Origin of the sequence: Xanthomonas sp. LMG 12460 (assembly GCF_009192895.1) — a bacterium.
GTDB lineage: Bacteria > Pseudomonadota > Gammaproteobacteria > Xanthomonadales > Xanthomonadaceae > Xanthomonas_A > Xanthomonas_A sontii.
The window spans coordinates 1-20,684 of sequence record NZ_NKUH01000064.1; the positions used below are offsets into that span (position 1 = coordinate 1).

The 20,684-nt window shown below is 69.2% G+C and carries 16 protein-coding genes and 1 pseudogene; 3 read left to right on the forward strand and 14 right to left on the reverse strand.

Annotation, left to right across the window (positions count from 1 at the left end):
- Nucleotides 1-62: 62 nt before the first annotated feature.
- A complete protein-coding gene (locus CEK66_RS13555; protein WP_152237256.1) occupies nt 63-569 on the reverse strand; it encodes a CYTH domain-containing protein in 507 nt (168 codons plus the stop codon).
- 69 nt (nt 570-638) lie between these two features.
- Nucleotides 639-1,985: a 23S rRNA (uracil(1939)-C(5))-methyltransferase RlmD gene (gene rlmD / locus CEK66_RS13560; RefSeq protein ID WP_152237257.1), complete on the reverse strand. Its 1,347-nt coding sequence runs from the start codon at nt 1,983-1,985 to the stop codon at nt 639-641.
- A gap of 144 nt (nt 1,986-2,129) precedes the next feature.
- Between rlmD and CEK66_RS13565 the strand changes: the two genes are divergently transcribed.
- Both CEK66_RS13565 and CEK66_RS13570 read left to right on the forward strand, forming a co-directional pair.
- Complete coding sequence (locus tag CEK66_RS13565) at nt 2,130-2,846, forward strand: response regulator (protein WP_193312652.1); 717 nt, start codon at nt 2,130-2,132, stop codon at nt 2,844-2,846.
- Nucleotides 2,847-3,153: 307 nt separating this feature from the next.
- A complete protein-coding gene (locus CEK66_RS13570; RefSeq protein ID WP_226978607.1) occupies nt 3,154-5,331 on the forward strand; it encodes a TonB-dependent siderophore receptor in 2,178 nt (725 codons plus the stop codon).
- A gap of 492 nt (nt 5,332-5,823) precedes the next feature.
- Here the strand turns inward: CEK66_RS13570 and recO are convergent.
- From recO to rpoE, 9 genes and pseudogenes are all read right to left on the reverse strand, one after another.
- Nucleotides 5,824-6,540: pseudogene (gene recO / locus CEK66_RS13575) on the reverse strand (DNA repair protein RecO); the annotation flags it as partial.
- Between the two features lie 237 nt (nt 6,541-6,777).
- Entirely contained in the window at nt 6,778-7,683 is a 906-nt protein-coding gene (era, locus tag CEK66_RS13580) for a GTPase Era (RefSeq protein WP_152237260.1), read from the reverse strand.
- A complete protein-coding gene (gene rnc, locus CEK66_RS13585; RefSeq protein WP_152237261.1) occupies nt 7,680-8,360 on the reverse strand; it encodes a ribonuclease III in 681 nt (226 codons plus the stop codon). Before rnc ends, era begins: the two co-directional genes overlap by 4 nt.
- Nucleotides 8,350-8,727 (reverse strand): DUF4845 domain-containing protein, encoded by a 378-nt coding sequence (locus tag CEK66_RS13590; RefSeq protein ID WP_010340596.1) that lies wholly within the window; start codon nt 8,725-8,727, stop codon nt 8,350-8,352. The genes rnc and CEK66_RS13590 overlap by 11 nt, the downstream gene beginning before the upstream one ends.
- Before the next feature lie 20 nt (nt 8,728-8,747).
- A complete protein-coding gene (gene lepB / locus CEK66_RS13595; RefSeq protein ID WP_010340595.1) occupies nt 8,748-9,548 on the reverse strand; it encodes a signal peptidase I in 801 nt (266 codons plus the stop codon).
- 101 nt (nt 9,549-9,649) lie between these two features.
- Nucleotides 9,650-11,440, reverse strand: coding sequence for a translation elongation factor 4 (gene lepA, locus CEK66_RS13600; RefSeq protein WP_017911022.1), 1,791 nt, complete (start codon nt 11,438-11,440; stop codon nt 9,650-9,652).
- 173 nt (nt 11,441-11,613) lie between these two features.
- Nucleotides 11,614-13,158, reverse strand: a complete 1,545-nt coding sequence (locus CEK66_RS13605; RefSeq protein ID WP_152237262.1) for a DegQ family serine endoprotease — start codon at nt 13,156-13,158, stop codon at nt 11,614-11,616.
- Between the two features lie 99 nt (nt 13,159-13,257).
- Nucleotides 13,258-14,223, reverse strand: coding sequence for a sigma-E factor negative regulatory protein (locus CEK66_RS13610; protein ID WP_152237263.1), 966 nt, complete (start codon nt 14,221-14,223; stop codon nt 13,258-13,260).
- A complete protein-coding gene (gene rpoE / locus CEK66_RS13615) occupies nt 14,220-14,840 on the reverse strand; it encodes an RNA polymerase sigma factor RpoE (RefSeq protein ID WP_010340494.1) in 621 nt (206 codons plus the stop codon). The genes CEK66_RS13610 and rpoE overlap by 4 nt, the downstream gene beginning before the upstream one ends.
- 239 nt (nt 14,841-15,079) lie before the next feature.
- Between rpoE and CEK66_RS13620 the strand changes: the two genes are divergently transcribed.
- The gene (locus tag CEK66_RS13620) at nt 15,080-17,143 is read left to right on the forward strand and encodes a 3-hydroxyacyl-CoA dehydrogenase NAD-binding domain-containing protein (protein ID WP_152237264.1); all 2,064 of its coding nucleotides are present in this window, start codon (nt 15,080-15,082) and stop codon (nt 17,141-17,143) included.
- A gap of 397 nt (nt 17,144-17,540) precedes the next feature.
- On the opposite strand, the gene CEK66_RS13625 is transcribed toward CEK66_RS13620, so the two are convergent.
- The 3 genes from CEK66_RS13625 to CEK66_RS13635 all read right to left on the reverse strand — a co-directional run bounded on the left by CEK66_RS13625 (nt 17,541) and on the right by CEK66_RS13635 (nt 20,607).
- Entirely contained in the window at nt 17,541-18,548 is a 1,008-nt protein-coding gene (locus CEK66_RS13625) for a cation diffusion facilitator family transporter (protein WP_152237265.1), read from the reverse strand.
- A gap of 283 nt (nt 18,549-18,831) precedes the next feature.
- A complete protein-coding gene (locus CEK66_RS13630; RefSeq protein ID WP_152237274.1) occupies nt 18,832-19,443 on the reverse strand; it encodes a DUF4142 domain-containing protein in 612 nt (203 codons plus the stop codon).
- A gap of 156 nt (nt 19,444-19,599) precedes the next feature.
- Entirely contained in the window at nt 19,600-20,607 is a 1,008-nt protein-coding gene (locus CEK66_RS13635; RefSeq protein WP_152237266.1) for a putative sulfate exporter family transporter, read from the reverse strand.
- Between the last annotated feature and the right edge of the window lie 77 nt (nt 20,608-20,684).

A 20,684-nucleotide genomic window follows, 5' to 3' on the forward strand; every position in this document is an offset into this window, starting at 1 on the left:
GGGATTGGGGATTCGCAAAAGCATAAGCCGGATCGCTGCAGCTGGCCCGCCTTTGCCAATCCCTAATCCCCACTCCCCAATCCCGTCCATTCGCAGAATGGACAGTTCGCCAGCGCCACGTTGTAGTACCGCGGATCGTCGGTGACTTCGGCGCCGAGCCAGTCCGGCGTGGCGAACGCCTCGTCGGCGCTGTCCAGCTCGATCTCGGCGACCACCAGCCCGGCGTTGTCGCCGAGGAACTCGTCCACTTCCCAGAGGTGGCCCTGGTACTGCACGAGATGCCGGCGCTTGTCGATCAGGCCGCCCACGCACAGCGCCAGCAGCGCGCGCGCATCGGCCAGCGGGATCGGATACTCGAACTCCTGGCGGGTATGCCCGAGCTCGCGCGACTTGAGGTTGAGGAACGCGGCCTCGCCCTGCACCCGCACCCGCACCGACGCCTTCTGCGCCCCGCTGGCCAGCGCCGCCTGGTCGTTGAGATAGCCCTGCGCCATCGGCATCACCGCGTGCGCCGCCGCGCGCCAGCCGTCGCCGATGACGAGGAATTTGCGTTCGATTTCGATGGCCATGGGAATAGGGAATAGGGAAAGGAGAATGGAAAAAGCTTAAACCGCGCGCGCAGCCGCTGTGACGAATCCCTAATCCCGATTCCCCATTCCCGGCTTTTCGAACACCGCAATGCTCTCCACATGCGCAGTGTGCGGGAACATGTCCATCGCGCCGGCGGCCTTGAGCACGAAGCCCTGTTCGTTGACCAGGTAGCCGGCGTCGCGCGCCAGCGAGCCGGGATGGCAGCTGACGTAGACGATGCGCTGGAACTGTTTCAGCGGCAGTTGCTGCAGCACCTCCAGCGCGCCGGAGCGCGGCGGGTCCAGCAGCAGCTTGTCGAAGCCCTGGCGCATCCACGGCGCCTGGCGCTGGTCCTGGGTCAGGTCGGCGGCGAAGAACTGGGCGTTGTCCAGGCCGTTGCGCTGCGCGTTGTCCCGCGCGCGCGCCACCAGCCCGGCGTCGCCTTCCACGCCGACCACCTCGCGCACGGTGCGCGCCAGCGGCAGGGTGAAGTTGCCCAGGCCGCAGAACAGGTCCAGCACGCGGTTGTCGGGCTGCGCATCGAGCAGCGCCAGCGCGTGCGCGATCATCTTCTCGTTGAGCGCGGCATTGACCTGGATGAAGTCCAGCGGCCGGAACGCCAGTTCCACGTCCCATTGCGGCAGCCGGAACGACAGCGGTACCTCTTGTGGATACAGCGGGTGCACGCTGTCCACACCACCGGGCTGCAGGAAGATGGCGAAGTCGTGCTCCTGGGCGAAGGCGATCAGCGCATCCTGGTCGCGCGCGCTCAGCGGCTGCATGTGGCGGAAGGTCAACGCCACCGCGGCGTCGCCGGCGATGAACTCGATCTGCGGGATGTCGCGTTTGCCGTCCAGGCTTTCCACCAGTTCGGCCAGCGCGGTCACCTTGAAACCGATCTGCGGGATCACCGTGTGGCAGACCGACAGGTCGGCGACGAAGCGCGGATCCTGCTCGCGGAACCCGACCAGGGTCTTGTCCTTCTTTTCCACCCGCCTAACCGAGAAGCGGCCCTTGCGCCGGTAGCCCCAGGGCGCGCCGGTCAGCGCCGGCAGCACCGCCTGCGGGGTCACGTGGCCGATGCGCTCCAGGTTCTCGGTCAGCACCCGCTGCTTGGCGACGATCTGCTGGTCCTCGGCCAGGTGCTGCAGCACGCAGCCGGCGCAGACCCCGAAATGCGGGCAGCGCGGCGTCACCCGCTGCGGCGAGGCCTGCAGCACCTGCACGGTGCGCGCCTCGTCGAAGTGGCGGTTGCGCGCGGTCGGTTCGGCCAGGACGGTCTCGCCGGGCAGCGCGCCGGCGACGAAGGCGACCTTGTCGCCCTCGCGGCGGGCCACGCCGCGGCCATCGTGGCTGAGGTCGGCGATGTCGGTCTGGAAGGGCGTGCGGTCGAGACGGTTTCTGGATCGGGCCACGTGGCAACAGGCTGCGGGCGGAAAAGGGCGGCTATTGTCGCAGATGGGCCGGGCCGGGACCGGCTTGCGATTGCCGCGCCGGCGAGGCAAAGTGGCGCACGCACGCGCGCCGCCGCGCGGGATGCGACCACGCCGCATGGAGGCATCAGCATGGCATCGAACCAGGACCCGGTAACGCGACTGCTGCTCGTCGAAGACGACCCGATCAGCCGCGCTTTCTTCGACGCGACGCTGCAGGCGCTGCCGGCCCGGGTGGACCTGGCCGACTCCGTCGCCAGCGCCCTCGCCCGCGCGCAGACGCAGGCGCACGACCTGTGGCTGATCGACGCCAACCTGCCCGACGGCAGCGGCAGCGATTTGCTGCGCCAGTTGCAGCGGCAACGCCCCGGCACCCTGGGGCTGGCGCATACCGCCGACACCAGCGCCACGGTCCGCGCGCAGTTGCTCGACGCCGGGTTCGCCGACGTGCTGCTGAAACCGCTCAGCACCGAACGGCTGCTGCAATCGGTGCGCCGGCTGCTCGCGCGCGGCCGCCTCGGCGGCACCGCCGGGACCGCCGAACCGACCCTGGACTGGGACGAGACCACCGCGCTGGCCGCGCTCAACGGCGAGCGCGCGCACTTGATCGCATTGCGCGAACTGTTCCTGGCCGAGCTGCCCGGCACCCGCGATGCGGTGGCCTCGGCCCTGCAACTCAGCGACGACCAGGCCGTGCGCAGCCACCTGCACCGGCTGCAGGCCAGCTGCGGCTTCGTCGGCGCCGCCCGCCTGGCGCGGGCCGTGCGCCAGTTGCATGGCGACCCGGCCTCTTCGCAGGCCCGCCACCAGTTCAGCGAGGCGGTGGCGGCGTTGTTGCACTGAAGGCCGGGATTGGGGATTGGAGATTGGGGATGGCTCCCCGTCACTTCCCACGCGTCGGCGTGCGGCGCCATCTGCCGCAACCCGTGCTTCTCGAGCGTTGCCCTGGCGGTCCCGGCTGATAGCCGCCCTTCACCGTGCGGTCACGATCCGGTCTCGCGACGGTGACGACAACGACGGCGTCCGCATGGCGCGCGCCACACAGCGAAACTTGCAAATAAGATTCGTTCTCGAATAAATTAACGCCCCGACGACATCTGCGGACCAGCCATCGCCCCGTCCGTTCACTACACGCAACAGGGGCCTTCTCATGTTTCAGACGTCATTCCACCGGCCAGCGCCGGCCATGGGCGTGCTCGCCCGCGCGCTGCTGGCCGCTCTCGTGGCCGCCGCGTCCACCTCGGCCAGCGCCCAGGACACCGCCAGTGCCGGCACCCGCGATGCCGGGTCATCGGCCGAGGCCACGCAACTGGACACGGTCATGGTCAAAGGCCAGCGGCTCAGCCTGGACCTGCAGCAGGATGCGGCGGTCGGCGCGCTGGGCACGTCGCGCCTGCTGGATACGCCGTTCTCGGTGAGCCTGATCGAAGAACCCGAGATCGCGCGGCGCCAGGCCACCACGCTGGGGCAGATCTTCATCAACGATCCATCGGTGTTCGCTGCCGAGCCGCCGGCCACCACCAACTGGTGGGGCACGCAGATCCGTGGCATCGGCGTGCGCAATTTCTACGTGGACGGCGTGCCCATGCTGATGGAATGGGGCGGCGAGTTCCCGCTGGAAGCGGTGCAATCGGTGCAGGCGCTGAAGGGCCTGGGCGGCTTTATGTACGGCTTCGGCGCACCAGGCGGCATCGTCAGCTACCAGACCAAGCGCCCCACCGACACGCCACTGCTGGCCACCACGGTTGGCTACCGCAACGACAGCGTGTTCTCGGCGCAGGTGGATGCGGGCGGCCGTGCCAATGGCGCCGACTCCTTCGGCTACCGCCTCAACGCCGGCATCGAACGCGGCGACGCGTACAACGGCGCGGGCATCGACCGCAAGACGATCGCTCTTGCGGTCGAGCAACCGATCGTCGAGGGCCTGACCTGGCATGCCGAACTGGTGCACGAGCGCAACACGCTCGAGCACGAGCCGCTGTACTTCTATTGGGACGCCTACCAGGGCACCCGCCTGCCCCGCCCCACCAGCGACTACGACAAGATCCGCGTCGACGGGGCCTACTACGAGACCGCCCTGCTGCACGCGACCACCGGCCTGAACTGGCGCATCGACGAGCGCTGGAGTGCGGCGCTGAGCCTGGGCGGCAGCCGCCGCCGGCACACGTCGCACAAGATGTTCGCCAATCTGCTGAACGAAGCGGGCGACTACGCCGGTTTCGCCTACGACTTCGGTGCGGTGCTGCGCAACAGCGTGGTGCAGCTGCTGGTCAACGGCCGCGTCGACACCGGCCCGGTGACGCACGCGTTGGTGTTCGGTGCCTCGGTGCAGCGCAGTTGGGACCAGTGGAGCAAGGCTTTCTACTGGAGCAACGACTTCGACGGCAACCTGTATCGCCCGCAGTCCTTCCGCCCCACCCGCCGACCGGACTACAGCCTGGCGCCGGTCAGCGCGGACCTGCGCCAGAAGGCGGTGTTCGTCAGCGACACCCTGCAGTTCGGCGACCACTGGCGCGCCATCCTCGGCGCGCGCCACGTGGATTACCAGCAACGCGATCTGGATGGCGACGCGTCGGTGGACAGCGGCTACCGCACCTCGGTGACGACCCCGACCGTGGCGCTGATCTACAAGCCCGTCGACGACGTGTCGCTCTACGCCAGCTACGTGGAGGCGCTGGAGCCCGGCAGCCGCGTTGGCACCGATGCGCTGCCCGCCTATGCCAACGCCGGCAGCGTGCTGGCGCCGACGGTGAGCAAGCAGTACGAACTGGGCGCCAAGCTGCAGAGCGGGCGCTTCGCGCTGACCACCGCCGCGTTCCGCATCGAGCGCGGCGCGCAGATCGACGCCTACCGCGACGGCCTGCGCTACCTGACCCAGGACGGCCTGACCCTGTATCGCGGGCTGGAAGTGATCGGCAGCGTCGGCGTGACCGAGGATCTGGAAGTGGGCGTCGGCGGACTGTGGATGGACCCGCGGCTGGAGGATCTGTCGGCGGACAACGCGGCCCTGCGCGGCAACCGCCCGGCCGGCGCCGCACGCCGGCAACTGCTGGCCAATGCCACCTGGCGCGTGCCGGGCGTGCGCGGCCTGAGCCTGCACGGCAACGTGCGCTACTCCGGCGATGCCTACTACGAGGATCAGAATCGCGTGCTCATCCCCGGGCATACCGTCGCCGCGGCCGGCTTCCAGTACGCCACCACGCTGGGCGGCTACGACGCGTTGCTGACCGGCAACATCAACAACCTGTTCGATCGCAGCTACTGGAACCAGCACACGCTGGGCGAGGCACGCAATGCGGCGCTGAGCCTGCGGATCGATTGGCGCTGAGTGCGCCTGCCGCTGCCGTGGCTCCGCGTGGCGACGGCAGCGACGGGCGGCGGCGCTGCGCGGCGGCGTGGAGGTCTGTGGTCGTGACGGAAGCGACCGCAGACGCGGCTTGAGCTGCGAAGGCGTTACCGGGAAAACCCGTCGCCGCTGATCCCGCAAAAGCGGACAAGAACCGCTTCTACGGAGCAAGCCGCGTCCGGCTGGGTGTGTGACGAACGCAGCTCACTCGGGTGTCCGCGTGGCGGCAGCGCTCGCGCCGTCGATCCGCCACACTCACGATGCCGCGGAGGGCGGCGACCGCGGCGACGCTTCCGGTGTGGACGTCGACATCGGATCGCGCTGCGCATCCGGCTCGGCGTCCGGCTCCGGCGTCGCCGCGCGCGCTGCCGACGCCGGCATTGCGGCGACGCCGGGTGCAGCCGATCCCGGCGGATCGTCCTGCGGCGGTTCGGGATCGGCGACCGCCGCCGCGATGCCCGCGGCGCTGGCGCTGCGCTGCCGCGCCAGGTCCTCGACCATTTCCCAGGATTTCAGGCCGCGCCCGCCGAGGTGGTGCAGCAGCACCACGCGCATGCCGCGGCGCAGGCCGGGCAGATCGTCGGCAGCCGGTTCGGTATCGTCGGCCAGCGCCAGCAGGGCGCGCCCGGTCGCCATGCCGCTGCGCTGATCGTGGCCACGGTCGCTCAGCAGCCGGCGTGGCCCGTGCTCGGCGTCGAGCACGTAGCGCGCGGCCGGGTCGATCGGGTCGCCGTCGCCGTCGTGACGCAGGTCGAATCCCACGCCCAGCGCCTCCAGCAGGTCGCGCTCGAAGCAGCGCAGCGACCAGGCCAGCGGCGCTTCGGCGGCCAGACGCGCGCGCACCCGCGCGTACGCCAGATACAGGTCCGGCGCCGGATCGTCGCGCGGCGCCAGACGCAGGGTCAGCTCGTTGATGTAGAAGCCGGCCAGCATCGCCTCGCCGCTCAGCCGCGGCGCCGCATCCATCGCCTCGGCCTCGCGCAGTTGCGCCAGTTCGCCGCGGCGCTGCGCGCTGAAGCGGATCGACTGCAGCGGCTGCAGTGCCGCGCGCAAGGCCTGCTTCTTCGGCCCGTGCACGCCGCGCGCCAGCACGCCGAGCCGGCCGTGATGCACGCTCAGCACCTCCACCAGCAGGCTGGTCTCGCGCCAAGGCCGGGCGTGCAGGACGAAACCGGGTTCGTGCTCGATCAAGGCTGCAGAGGCTGGGAATGGGGAGTGGAGAATAGGGAATGGAACAGCATGCCGTCCCTGGCCGCATCATCGTCCAACGAACGGAAGGAGCCAGCGTCGTGTAGAAGCGGCGTCAGCCACGACGGGCGTTACCGGGGGAGCGCACGTGGCTGAAGCCGCCCCTAAGCACGCCATGATTATCCGGGAGGCGCGGAAATCCGATTCCCGATTCCCGATTCCCGATTCACCATTCCCGGCTTATTCCCCGTACCCGAACGCCTTCAGCGCCGCCTCGTCGTCGGACCAGCCCTCGCGCACGCGGACCCAGGTCTCCAGGAATACCTTGGCGCCGAACAGGCGTTCCATCTGCTGGCGGGCCTTGGCGCCGATGTCCTTCAGGCGGGTGCCGCCCTTGCCGATCACGATCGCCTTCTGGCCTTCGCGCTCGACCCAGATCACCGCGCCGATGCGCAGCAAGGCGCCGTCCTCGGCGAAGCGCTCGATCTCCACGGTGGTCGCGTACGGCAGTTCCTCGCCGAGCTGGCGCATCAACTGCTCGCGCACCAGTTCGCCGGCCAGGAAGCGTTGGCTGCGGTCGGTGATCTCGTCCTCGCCGAACATCGGCGGCGCTTCCGGCACCAGCGCCAGCAGGTCGCGCACCAGCGCCTCCAGGCCCTTGCGCTTGAGCGCGGAGATCGGATGCACCGCGGCGAAGCTGCGGCCCTCGCTGACCTGCTGCAGGAACGGCAGCAGCGCGGTCTTGTCCTTGAGCCGGTCGACCTTGTTGACCACCAGCACCACCGGGATGCCGGCGTCGCTGAGCACGTTGAACGCCAGCGTGTCCTCCTCGTCCCAGCGCCCGGCTTCGATCACCAGCAGGCCGGCGTCCACGCCTTCCAGGGAGCCGCGCGCGGCGCGGTTCATCACCCGGTTCATGGCGCGCTTCTGCTCGCGGTGCAGGCCGGGGGTATCGACCAGCAGCAACTGCCCGGCCGGGAAGCTGGCGATGCCCAGCAGCCGGTGCCGGGTGGTCTGCGGCCGGTTGGAGACGATGCTGACCTTGGCGCCCACCAGGGCGTTGGTCAGGGTGGACTTGCCCACGTTGGGGCGGCCGATCACGGCCACGCTGCCGCTGCGGTAAGGGGTGGTCGCTTGTTCGTTCACTTGCTCGAATCCAGTTGCTCGATGGCGGCGGCGGCGGCCTGCTGCTCGGCCAGGCGCCGCGAGGTGCCCTCGCCCTCGGTCAGCAGGGCGGGCTCGGCGAGTACGCAGCGTACCCGGAATAGCTTGGCGTGGTCGTCGCCGGTCTCGCTGATCAGTTCGTAGGCCGGCAGGGTCCGCTGCCGGGCCTGCAGCCATTCCTGCAGGCGGGTCTTGGCGTCCTTCTCCACCTTGCCCACCGGCAGCGCCGCCAGCGCGGCCTCGAACCAGGGCAGGATCGTGGCGCGGCAGGTCTCGAAGCCGGCGTCCAGGTAGATCGCCGCAACCACCGCCTCCACCGCATCGGCCAGGATCGAGTCGCGGCGATGGCCGCCGGACTTCATCTCGCCCGGGCCCAGGGTCAGGCGTTCGCCCAGCTCCAGTTGCCGGCCGATCGCGGCCAGCGAGGCCTCGCGTACCAGCTCGGCGCGGGCACGGGTCAGCGCGCCTTCGTCGGCCTTGGGCCAGCGCTGGTACAGCGCCTCGGCGATCAGCAGGTTGACGATACCGTCGCCGAGGAATTCCAGGCGTTCGTTGTGCGGTGCGCCGGCACTGCGATGGGTCAGCGCCTGTGCCAGCAACTGCGGCTCGGCGAAGCGGTGACCGATGCGGTCACCGCGCAGGATGGTCTTACTGGCCACCACGCGTCGTCAGGTCCTGGGTGGCGTCGAACTTGCCGACCACGTCCAGATTGGCGATCAGCGGGCGGCGCACTTCGTAGGCCACGTGCATCTTCACGCCGGTGTCGGTGCGCTCGAAGGTGACGTCGCCCGGCTTCACGTTGTCCGAGTTGTTGATGTCCAGGCGCCGGAACAGCGAGGCCTTGGCCTGCGACGGGTCCATCTCGGCGCTGCCGGCCTCGGTCGCCAGGCCCTTCATCGCCGAGCGCACCGCATAGAACTCCATGTACATCGGGAACAGCTTCATACCGATGTAGACGAAGAATCCGACCACCGCCAGCACGATCACGAACGAGGTCAAGGTCATGCCACTTTGCTTGTGCTTCATCGCGCTTCCCCTCACGCAAGTCACTGAATGGTCGTCCCGATCCGCGACGGATCGAAACTGCCGCTGCAAAACCAGCCTTCGCAATTGAGCCAGATCAGGAACGCCTTGCCGCGCAGGTTCTCCTCGGGCAGGAAATGGGTCTGGGTCCAGAACCGGCTGTCCTCGCTGTTGTCGCGATTATCGCCCATCACGAAGTACTTGCCCGGCGGGACCACCCAGTCGCCCTGGCCCGCCGGATTGTTGCGGTCGATCCATTCCAGCTCGGTGTGGGTGCGGCCCGGCAGGTACTCGGTGAGCAGCGTGGCACCGGTCATTTCCGCGCCCTTGCCCTTGCCGACGTACTCGCCCATGACCTTGTACTTCATCGGCGTGCCGTTGATGTACAGGGTGTCGCCGTGGAAGCCGATGCGGTCGCCCGGCAGGCCAATCACGCGCTTGATCCAGTTTTCGTCCGGCTTGTGCGGCGGCTTGAACACCACCACGTCGCCGCGCTTGGGCTCGCCGACCGGAATGATCTTCTGGTTGGTGATCGGCAGGCGGAAGCCATAGGAGAACTTGTTGACCAGGATGAAATCGCCGACCAGCAGATTCGGCATCATCGAGCTGGACGGGATCTTGTACGGCTCGGCGATGAAGCTGCGCAGGATCAGCACCACCGCCAGCACCGGGAAGAACGCCCGCGAGTAGTCGACGATCACCGGCTCGCTGTCGAGCAACCCGGCCCGCGCGGCGCGGCGCTTGGCGAAGAACAGCTTGTCCAGCAGGGTGATGATGCCGGTGGCGAAGGTCAGGACCACCAGCGCGATTTCAAACCATTTCATTCGTATTCCTTCGGAATGGGAATCGGGAATGGAGAACGGGGAATCGGGAAGGCAAGAGCATGCGCTCTTTCGATTCCCCATTCCCTATTCACGACTCCCAGCTACTTGTCCATCTGCAGCACAGCCAGGAAGGCTTCCTGCGGGATTTCCACGCGGCCGACCTGCTTCATGCGCTTCTTGCCTTCCTTCTGCTTTTCCAACAGCTTCTTCTTGCGCGAGACGTCGCCACCATAGCACTTGGCCAGCACGTTCTTGCGCATCGCCTTGACCGTGGTGCGGGCGATGATCTGCGAGCCGATCGCGGCCTGGATCGCCACATCGAACATCTGCCGCGGGATCAGGTCCTTCATCTTCTCGCACAGTTCGCGGCCGCGGCGGTCGGCGTGGCTGCGGTGCGCGATCAGCGACAGCGCATCGACCTTGTCGCCGTTGATCAGCACGTCCACGCGCACGAACGGGCCGGCGTCGAAGCGCACGAAGTGGTAATCCAGCGAGGCGTAGCCGCGGCTGACCGACTTGAGCTTGTCGAAGAAGTCCAGCACCACCTCGGCCATCGGCAGCTCGTAGCTGATCTGCACCTGGCTGCCCAGGTAGTTGATGCCGATCTGGCTGCCGCGCTTTTCCTCGCACAGCTTGATGATGTTGCCGATGTATTCCTCGGGGGTGAGGATGTTGGCGCGGATGATCGGCTCGCGGATCTCCTCGACCATGTTCACCGGCGGCAGCTTGGCCGGGTTGTCCATGCTGATGATGCTGCCGTCGGTCTTCAGCACCTCGTAGACCACGGTCGGCGCGGTGCTGATCAGGTCCAGGTTGTACTCGCGCTCCAGGCGCTCCTGCACGATCTCCATGTGCAGCATGCCGAGGAAGCCGCAGCGGAAGCCGAAGCCCATCGCCTCGGAGCTTTCCGGCTCGAAACGCAGCGCCGCGTCGTTCAGGCGCAGCTTGTCCAGCGCCTCGCGCAGGTTGGTGTAGTCCTCGGCATCGACCGGGAACAGGCCGGCGAACACGCGCGGCTGCATTTCCTGGAAGCCCGGCAACGGCTTGCTCGCCGGGTCGCCGGCCAGGGTCAGGGTGTCGCCGACCGGCGCGCCGTGCACGTCCTTGATGCTGGCGGTGACCCAGCCCACCTCGCCCGCGCGCAGCGCCGGCAGCACCTTGCGCTTGGGCGTGAACACGCCGACGTTGTCGACCTGGTGGGTGCGGCCGGTGGACATCACCAGCAGCTTGTCGCCAGCCTTGATCTCGCCCTGCATCACCCGCACCAGCGAGACCACGCCGAGGTAGTTGTCGAACCAGGAATCGATGATCAGCGCCTGCAGCTTGTCGGTGTCGCGCGGCACCGGCGGCGGGATGCGGTGCACGATCGCCTCCAGCACGTCGCGCACGTTCAGCCCGGTCTTGGCGCTGACCGGCACCGCGTCGGTGGCGTCGATGCCGATCACCGCCTCGATCTCGGCCTTGGCGCGGTCGATGTCGGCGGTGGGCAGGTCGATCTTGTTCAGCACCGGCACCACTTCCAGGCCCTGCTCCACCGCGGTGTAGCAGTTGGCCACCGACTGCGCTTCCACGCCCTGCGCCGCGTCCACCACCAGCAGCGCGCCCTCGCAGGCGGCCAGCGAGCGGCTGACCTCGTAGGAGAAGTCGACGTGGCCGGGAGTGTCGATGAAGTTCAGGTGGTAGACCTGCCCGTCCTGCGCGGTGTACGGCAGCGACACGGACTGGGCCTTGATGGTGATGCCGCGTTCGCGCTCGATCGGGTTGGAATCGAGTACCTGCGCTTCCATCTCGCGCGCCTGCAGGCCGCCGCAGAGTTGGATGATGCGATCGGCCAGGGTCGATTTGCCGTGGTCGACGTGGGCGATGATGGAGAAGTTGCGGATGTTCCGCATCGAATCAGAGGACATGAGGTGGGCGGCGGCCAGGACCGTCGTCAGGATAACGGGCCATTATCGCATGGCCGGCGGCCGCTGGTGACGGCCGCCGGATTCGCCGCTGCCCCGGGGGGCCGACCGGTCTGGATCGGCACCCGGGATGGCGCCCGGCCTCCGCCGGGCGCGCGGGATCAGCCGCCGGCGCGCACAGCGACGAAGCTGGTGGTGTCGCGCACGCGGATCAGCAGCATCACCACGTCGCCCTTCTTGTAGGCGCTCAGCTGCTGGTTCAGCGCCGCCACGCTGCCGACCGGGGCGCGCCCGACCTGCAGGATCACCATGCCCGGCACCAGTTGCGCCTCGCGCGCGGCGCGGCCGGTCACCGCGGTGATGCGCACGCCCTTGCCCGGCTCCAGGCCCAACTGCTGGCGGGTGGCCGCGTCCAGGTCGGCCACGTCGATGCCGAGCAGCGCGTTGGCGCCGGTGGCCGGGGCGGCGTTGTCGCCGACCGCCGGGCCGGCACTGGCCTGGGCGTCGTCGGCCAGCGCGGTCAGCTGCACGGTCAGCTCGCGCGGCTTGCCGTCGCGCAGGATGCCCAGGCGCACCTTGGCGCCCGGCTGCATCGCGCCGATCATCGGCGGCAGGTCGCTGGAGGCGCCGATCTCGGTGCCGTTGACCGTGCGGATCACATCGCCCACTTCCAGCCCGGCCTTGGCCGCCGGGCTGCCCTGGACCAGCTGGTTGACCAGCGCGCCGCGGGTGTCCGGCAGGCCCAGGCCCTGCGCTTTCAGCGAATCGATGGCGCCGACCATCACCCCGAGCTGGGCACGGGTGACCTTGCCGGTCTTCTTGATCTGCTCGACCGCGCTCATCGCCAGGTCGATCGGGATCGCGAAGCTGATGCCCATGTAGCCGCCGGAGGCGGAGAAGATCTGCGAGTTGATGCCGACCACCTCGCCGCGGGTGTTGAGCAGCGGGCCGCCGGAATTGCCCTGGTTGATCGCCACGTCGGTCTGGATGAACGGCACGTAGCGCTGGTCGGCGTAGGGGTTGCTGCGGCCGGTGGCGCTGACGATGCCGGCGGTGACCGAGTGGTCCAGGCCGAACGGCGAACCGATCGCCACCACCCACTGGCCGGGCTTGAGCAGGTTGGAGTCGCCGATGCGCACCGTCGGCAGGTTCTTGCCGTCGATCTTCAGCAGCGCCACGTCGTACTGCTGGTCGCTGCCGACCACCTTGGCGGTGAACTCGCGGCGGTCGGTGAGCTTGACCTTGACCTCGCTGGCGCCGTCGACCACGTGGTGGTTGGTCAGCACGTAGCCATCGGGCGAGATGATGAAGCCCGAGCCCATCGAACGGCCGGCGGGCGCGCCATCGTCATCGTCCGGCGCGCCGCGGCCGCCGCGCGGCTGCCCGGGCATGCCCGGCATGCCGTCCGGACCGAAGAAGCGGCGGAAGAACTCGGGAATCTGGTCGTCGTCGGGCATGCCGCCGCCGGAGCGTGCGGCCGCGGCGCGGCGGCTGATGGTGGTCTCGACATTGACCACGCCGGGACCGACCTGCTCGACCAGGCGGGTGAAGTCGGGAAGGTTGCCGACCAGCTGCGGCGCGGGCGCGGCCTGCGCGGCCGGCGGCGGGGCGCTGGCGGCGCTGGGGCTGGGCTGCTGCGCGCAGGCGGCCAACGGCACGGTCAGCGCCAGCAGGCCCAACAGATGGTGGCGGATACGGTGAGTCATCGGACGCAAGCCTCCGGTTCGGGAAGGGGAACAACGAGGGGACGAAGCAACGGGGACCACGCGCCGGAATGAGGCACGGACGCCTGCCGGCGCGCGGGGTCAGGGTTGCGGATGCAGCGGCGGGTTGGCCACGGCGTCGGCAGGCAATCGGGGTTCGAACGGATAGAACGCCGCCGGGTCCGCGCCGCTGTGCGGGAAGCTGGCGGTGAATTCGCTCCCGGCATCGGCGGATGGCAGCGTCGAGCGCGGCCACGGCCGGGCCTGCAGCGGCGTCGCCGGATGCCCGAACGGATCGCTGGCGCGTTGCGCGACCATCGTCGGGGGCGCGACCGGCGCCACGAACGGCGTCTGCGCCGGCGCCTTGGCCTGCGGTTTGGTAGGCGCCGCTGCGGCATAGGCGCGCTCGGCCGGGACGCTGCGGGTGCGCGCGGCCTGGGCGCTACGGGTGGCCTCGCGTCGCGCCGCCGCGGCCGCCTCCTGGCGACGATTGGCGGCGATCGCCATTGCCGGCGCGGCGGCGACGGCCGCGGCGAGATCGCCCTGCGGATCGGCCGGTGCCGGCGCGGGTGTCGGGACCTGCGGCGTGGTGGCGGCCGGCGCCGGGCTCGGCGCGGTGGCATCGACGACCTGCGCCGGCGCCAACGCCTCAGGCGTCTGCGGCAGGCGTTGGGTCACGAACAGCGCAAGCACCGCGACCGAGGCGGCCAGAGCCGCACTGCCGCCCCAGCGCCAGTTGCGGCGTTTGCCGGCGGCGCTGGCCGCATCGGAACGCGCGGCCTGCTGCGCTTCGGCGGCCACCGCCTGGCGCACGCGGGCACTGAAATCGCTGGGCGCCGGCACGCTGACGCGGCCGCGCAGGATGTCGCCGCACAGCTGCCAGCGCTCGTGGCAGCCGGACAACTCCTCGTCGTGCTGCAGCCGGCGCAGCACGAAGCGCGCTTCGTCGGCCGGCAGTTCGCCGTCGATCAGCGCGGACAGTTGCTGCCGGTAGTGCAGCTCGAACTTGTCCGGCGCTGCGCTGTCGGGCGCCGGCACTGGCTTGGGAAAGGGCGTGCTATCGGTCATACGCGGTGTCGCTCACGGGTGGCGCTGTCGGTATCCAGCAGGGGACGGAGTTCGGCGTCGATGGCCTCGCGGGCGCGGAAGATCCGCGAACGCACGGTGCCGATCGGGCAGCCCATCTTCTGCGCGATGTCCTCGTAGCTCATGCCCTCCACCTCGCGCAGGGTGATGGCGGTGCGCAACTCTTCCGGCAAGGCGTCGACCGCCTTCATCACCGTGCGTTCCAGTTCCTGGCGCATCAACTCGCGTTCGGGCGTGTCGGTGTCGCGCAGGCGGGTGCCGCTGTCGAACTGCTCGGCATCGAGCACATCGACGTCGTCGGTGGGCGGCCTGCGGTTGTGCGCGACCAGGTAGTTCTTGGCGGTGTTCACGGCGATCCGGTGCAACCATGTGGAGAACTGGGCGTCGCCGCGGAAACTCCCGATCGCGCGGTAGGCGCGGATGAAAGTGTCCTGGGCCACGTCCTGACATTCGCTCCAGTCGGCGATGTAGCGCCCGATCAGGCCGACGATCCGATGCTGGTACTTGCGCACCAGCACATCGAACGCCGCGCTTTCGCCGCGCTGCACACGCCGGACCAGTTCAAGGTCCAGCTCCTGGGGTGTTTCGACATCGGCCATAGCGGGCCGCACTCCTGTCAGCCCAACCTACGTCGGACCCTCTGACCGCCAATTCGGAAAAAAGTTCAGCGCCCCTCAGCGGATCGCCGCCCCACGACGTTAACCGGCGTTCCGTTAGGCTGGCGCAAGGCCAGCGGTCGCGGGACGCGCCTCAATTCCCCTGGATTGGGATTTGACGCGACGGAAACAACCTCTGGATGATAACGATCTTCTCCATACACAAGCGGATGGTCCTCCCCATGCTTTCAGGCTTCGACGGGCTCCGATTCAGTCACTGGCAAGCGGACATCCGCGGCGACGGCATCGTCGTGCTCAGCCTCGACCGCCAGGACGCGCCCGTCAATGCGCTGTCGCAGGACGTGTTGCTGGAGCTGGGCAATCTGCTCGAGCGCATTGCCATCGATCCGCCCAAGGGCGTGGTGATCCGCTCGGCCAAGGACAACGGCTTCATCGCCGGCGCCGACCTCAAGGAATTCCAGGAATTCGACCGCCGCGGCACCGTCAACGACGCGATCCGCCGCGGCCAGGCCACCTTCCAGAAACTGGCCGAACTACCCTGCCCCACGGTCGCGGCGATCCACGGCTTCTGCATGGGCGGCGGCACCGAGATCGCCCTGGCCTGCCGCTACCGCGTCGCCTCCAGCGATGCCTCCACCCGCATCGGCCTGCCCGAAACCAAGCTCGGCATCTTCCCCGGCTGGGGCGGCAGCGCGCGCCTGCCACGGCTGATCGGCGCGCCGGCGGCGATGGACCTCATGCTCACCGGGCGCACCGTGTCGGCCTCGGCGGCGCGGGCGATGGGCCTGGTCGACAAGGTCGCCGCGCCGGCCGTGCTCACCGATACCGCGGTGGCGCTGGCGCTGTCCGGCAGCGCCCGCCCCTTCAAGCAGCGCGCCACCGCCTGGGCCACCAACACCTGGCCGGCGCGCAAGCTGCTGGCGCCGCAGATGCGCAAGCAGGTGGCGCGCAAGGCGCGCAAGGAGCACTACCCGGCGCCGTACGCGCTGATCGGGGTGTGGGAACGCAGCGGCGGCAGCGGCATCCAGGCGCGCCTGGACGCCGAGCGCAAGGCGGTGGTCAAGCTGGCCAGCACCCCGACCGCGCGCAACCTGATCCGCATCTTCTTCCTCACCGAGCGGCTCAAGGCGCTGGGCGGCAAGGAGCACGGCATCCGCCACGTGCACGTGGTCGGTGCCGGGGTGATGGGCGGCGACATCGCCGCCTGGTCGGCCTACAAGGGCTTCGAGGTGACCCTGCAGGACCGCGAGCAGCGCTTCATCGACGGCGCGCTGAGCCGCGCCGGCGAGCTGTTCGCCAAGCGGGTCAAGGACGACAGCAAGCGCCCGGCGGTGGCGGCGCGCCTGAAGGGCGATTTGGCCGGCGAGGGCGTGCCGAGCGCCGACCTGGTGATCGAGGCGATCATCGAGAACCCGCAGGCCAAGCGCGAGCTGTACCAGGCGCTGGAGCCGCGCATGCAGCCGACTGCGCTGCTCAGCACCAACACCTCCTCGATCCCGCTGACCGAACTGCGCGAGCACATCCAGCGCCCGGCGCAGTTCGGCGGCCTGCACTACTTCAACCCGGTGGCGCAGATGCCGCTGGTGGAGATCGTCTGCCACGACGGCCTGGCGCCGGAAAACCAGAAGCGGCTGGCCGCCTTCTGCAAGGCGATCGACAAGCTGCCGGTGCCGGTCGCCGGCACCCCGGGCTTCCTGGTCAACCGCGTGCTGTTCCCGTACATGCTGGAAGCGGCCACCGCCTATGCCGAAGGCATTCCCGGCCCGGCGATCGACAAGACCGCGGTCAAGTTCGGCATGCCGATGGGCCCGATCGAACTGATCGACACCGTGGGCCTGGACGTGGCCGCCGGCGTCGGCGCCGAACTGGCGCCGTTCCTGGGCCTGCCGATTCCGGCGGCGCTGCAGACGGTGGAGCCGGGCAAGCGCGGCAAGAAGGACGGCCAGGGCCTGTACGCCTGGGAGAACGGCCGCGCCAAGAAGCCGGAACTGCCCAAGGACTACCGTGCACCGGACGATCTGGAAGACCGGCTGATCCTGCCGCTGCTCAACGAAGCGGTGGCCTGCCTGCACGAGGGCGTGGTCGCCGACGCCGACCTGCTCGATGCCGGCGTGATCTTCGGTACCGGCTTCGCCCCGTTCCGCGGCGGCCCGATCCAGCACATCCGCGCCGCCGGCGCCGACGTGCTGCTGGCGCGCCTGCGCGCCCTGCACACGCGCTACGGCGAGCGTTTCGCCCCGCGACCGGGTTGGGAGTCGTCGGCGTTGCGCGAACCGGTGGTCTGAGGCGCGCGCACGCCTTCTGTAAGCGTGCGTCGGGGCACCTCCCAGAACGACGGGTCGCGCCCCTTGGTAGCGGCTTCAGCCGCAGCGGGCGTTTCCCGGCAAGACCTGCCGCGACTGAAGCCGCTCCCACGCGACCTTGCGGCGAATTCGCCGGGCGCACTGTGGGAGGCACTTCAGTCCCGACGCATTACGCCATCGGAAAGCATGGCCGCTTCGCCCGGCGCGGCTGCATGACAGGTGATCCCCACAAGGCAAGCTGCCCGTAGCTTGATTGTGGGGAAAGCAGGTCGCTGCAGGCGCCCTTCAGTCGCACTCGGCATTCCAGGTGCGCGCGGACGACAAACCCCAAACCAGAACAACGCCGCACCTGCACGAACGCCGTTACGCAGCCGTGCTGCTAGTGCGAATGCCCCTGCATGCGGCCGTGCCCATGTGCGGGATGGGCATGATCGTGATCGTGGTCCTCGTGACCATGCCCGTGATGATCGTGACCACCACCCTCGCCCGCCGCCGGCGTGCCGCACGGGGTAGCGCCGCAATGGCCGGCTTCCATCTGCAGGGTGATGTGATCGATGCCGAACTGCGCATGCAGGCCATCGCACAGCGCGGCGCGCACGGCATCGGCGTCATCGCCGTCGGCGACCACCACATGCGCGGTCAGCGCCGGCGTGCTGGAGGCCAGCGCCCACACGTGCAGGTCGTGCACGCTGGCCACGCCGGGCGCGGCCTGCAGATAGCCGCGCACCGCGCCCAGATCCACGCCCTTGGGCACGCCTTCCAGCAGCACGTTGATCGCCTCGCGCAGCAGCACCCAGGTCCGCGGCAACACCCATAGACCGATCAGCACCGCCAGGATCGGGTCGATCAGCTTCCACCCGGTGACGCGGATCGCCAGCGCGCCGACGATCACCGCGACCGAGCCGAGCATGTCGCTCCACACTTCCAGGTAGGCACCCTTCATGTTGAGGCTCTCGCCGCTGCCGGCCTTGAGCAGGCGCATCGAGATCAGGTTGATCAGCAGGCCGAATGCGGCGATGCCGAGCATGCCGACGGTGGCGATCTCCTGCGGCTGGCGGAAGCGCTGCACCGCCTCCCACAGGATGTAGCCGGCCACCACGAACAGCAGCGCGCCGTTGACCAGCGCGCCCAGCGCCTCCAGCCGCGCGTAGCCGTAGCTGCGCTTGGCATCGGGCGGGCGCCGGCTCAGCCGCACCGCGATCAGCGCGATCATCAGCGCCAGCGTGTCGGTGGCCATGTGCGCAGCGTCGGACAGCAGCGCCAGGCTGTTGGTGAGGAAAGCGCCGGCCACTTCCACCACCAGGAACAGCGCGGTGAGACCGAGCGCCCACCACAGGGGCTGCTCGTGGCGGATTTCGGTGGGGGCGTGGCTGTGATCGTGTCCCATGGGGCGACCGGGCGGCGATGCGAAGGAAGATGGCCGCTACCTTAGGCCGCCGCCTGCGCGGAGACTATTACACCGTTCGACAGCGGCACGCGCTCTTGTGCGCTCGCGCAACCGATTGACCGCAAGGGGATACGGCAACCAGGCACACCGGATGCCGGGGTCATGAAGTCTGGTCGCTACCTGCCCTGCCACACGCTCGCCAAAGAAAAGGCTTGAGAAGCTCCCTCGTACGCGACTCATGAAAGCGCGGATCTCGGCATGGCGGCCGAGACCCGCACGACGCTCAACGGGCCGGCGCCGCCGATGGCGCGCCAGCGCTCTGCAACTGCTGCGCCTTGGCCAGGTGCTCGGCCACATGGGTACGCGTGGTGCGCAGATGCGCGGCCACGTCCGGGGTCTTCGCAGCGGGGATCAGGGTGCTGTCGAGCATCTGCAGGGCGGCCTGATGATCCTTGACCATCGCCATGACATAGGCCTGTTCGAAGCGATCGCCGTCCATGGCCTGCAGCTTGCCGGCCTCCGCCTTGGCCTGCTGCATCTGCTGCTGCGCTGGCGCAGCCTTCGCATCAGGACCCCACGGCGCGATCTTGGCGTTGTTGTCGGCGTGCTCCTTGACCATCTGCATGGCGTAATCGCGCACCGGACCCTTGACCTGCTTCTGCAAGGCCAGGTTGCCGGCGTTGACCTCGCTGGTGTTGATCGCCGACAGCACGCCGAGCGCCTGCTTTTCGTTGAGCGCGGACGCGCGCGCGCCTTGCGCGCCCTGCATGCCGGTCGACGTCTGCGCGGCAGAGGTCGACGGCGTTTGCTGCTGCATGGCGGCGGGATCGGTACTGCCGGCCTGGCCGGACGTATCGGTCTGCGCATGCGCAAGGCCGACGCCGAGAACCGACATGAGCGCCAGAGAGAACGCGGAACGGGAATGACGCATGACAATCTCCTTTGCATGGCAGGTATCGCCATGCTCCGCGGCCTTTCGTGAGCGCTTGGTTGAACGTGGGTGCAGGCGATGCGAAATGCTGCAGATGCACGTGGACTGCGGCGCCCGCGCCTACGGCAAGCAGCGCAGCAGCAACACGCTGAGGCTGGCCAGTGCCAGCAACGACAGCGTGCCAGCCGCCAGTACGCGGCCGCCGGACGCGAGCACCGTGCGCAGATTCACCGACAGGCCCAACGCGGCCATCGCCACCAGGGTGAACAGCAGCGACAGCGACTGCGCCGCTTCGATCGCCGGCGCCGGCAACACACCCAGCGCGCGCAGCCCCATCATGCCGACGAAGCCGAACACGAACCACGGCACCAGCGCGTGCGCCGGGCGCCGCTGCGTCGGCGATCCACCACGGACCAGCCCCAGCAGCAACATCACTGGCCCGAGCATCAGCACCCGCATCAGCTTGACCAGCGCCCCCACCTGCGCGCTCAGCGCGCCCACTGGCACGGTCGCCGCCAGCACCTGCGGCACCGCGTACACGGTCAGGCCGGCGAGGATGCCGTAGTGGCGCTGGTCCAGGCCCAGCACGGGCACCGCCAGCGGCAACAGCAACACCACCAGCACGCCCAGCGCCGCGGTGAAGGCGATCGCTGCAGCGACATCCTCGGAGTCGGCGTCGATCACCGGCGCTGCCGCCACGATCGCCGAATTGCCGCAGATCGCATTGCCGCACGCGACCAGCGTGGCCAGCCGCGACGGCAGGCCCAGCGCGCGACCGATGCCGTAGCCGATGGCGATCGCCAGCAGCACCACCGCGGCGATGGCGCCCAGCAACAGACCGCCGGCCGCGCCGATGGCGCCGATGCCGACCGAGGCGCCGAGCAGCACGATGGCCAGTTCCAGCGGCAGCTTGGCGGCGAAGGCGATGCCGGCGTGCGTGGACGGCGGCAGGCGCCACGCCGTGCGCAGCAAGGTGCCGAGCACGATCGCGAACACCAGCGCGTCGATCCAGCGCCGGCCCAGCCACTGCAGTTGCGCGCGCTCGGCCAGCCAGGCCAGCGCCGCCACCGCGATGGCCAGGGCCAGGCCGGGCAGCAAGCTGGAAGGTCTGTGCGGTTGGGTGCGCATGGCAGCGATCCGGATCGAGTGGCGGCAGATTGCGCCCGCTGACCGTTCCGATCCATCGCATAATGGTGCACACTTCA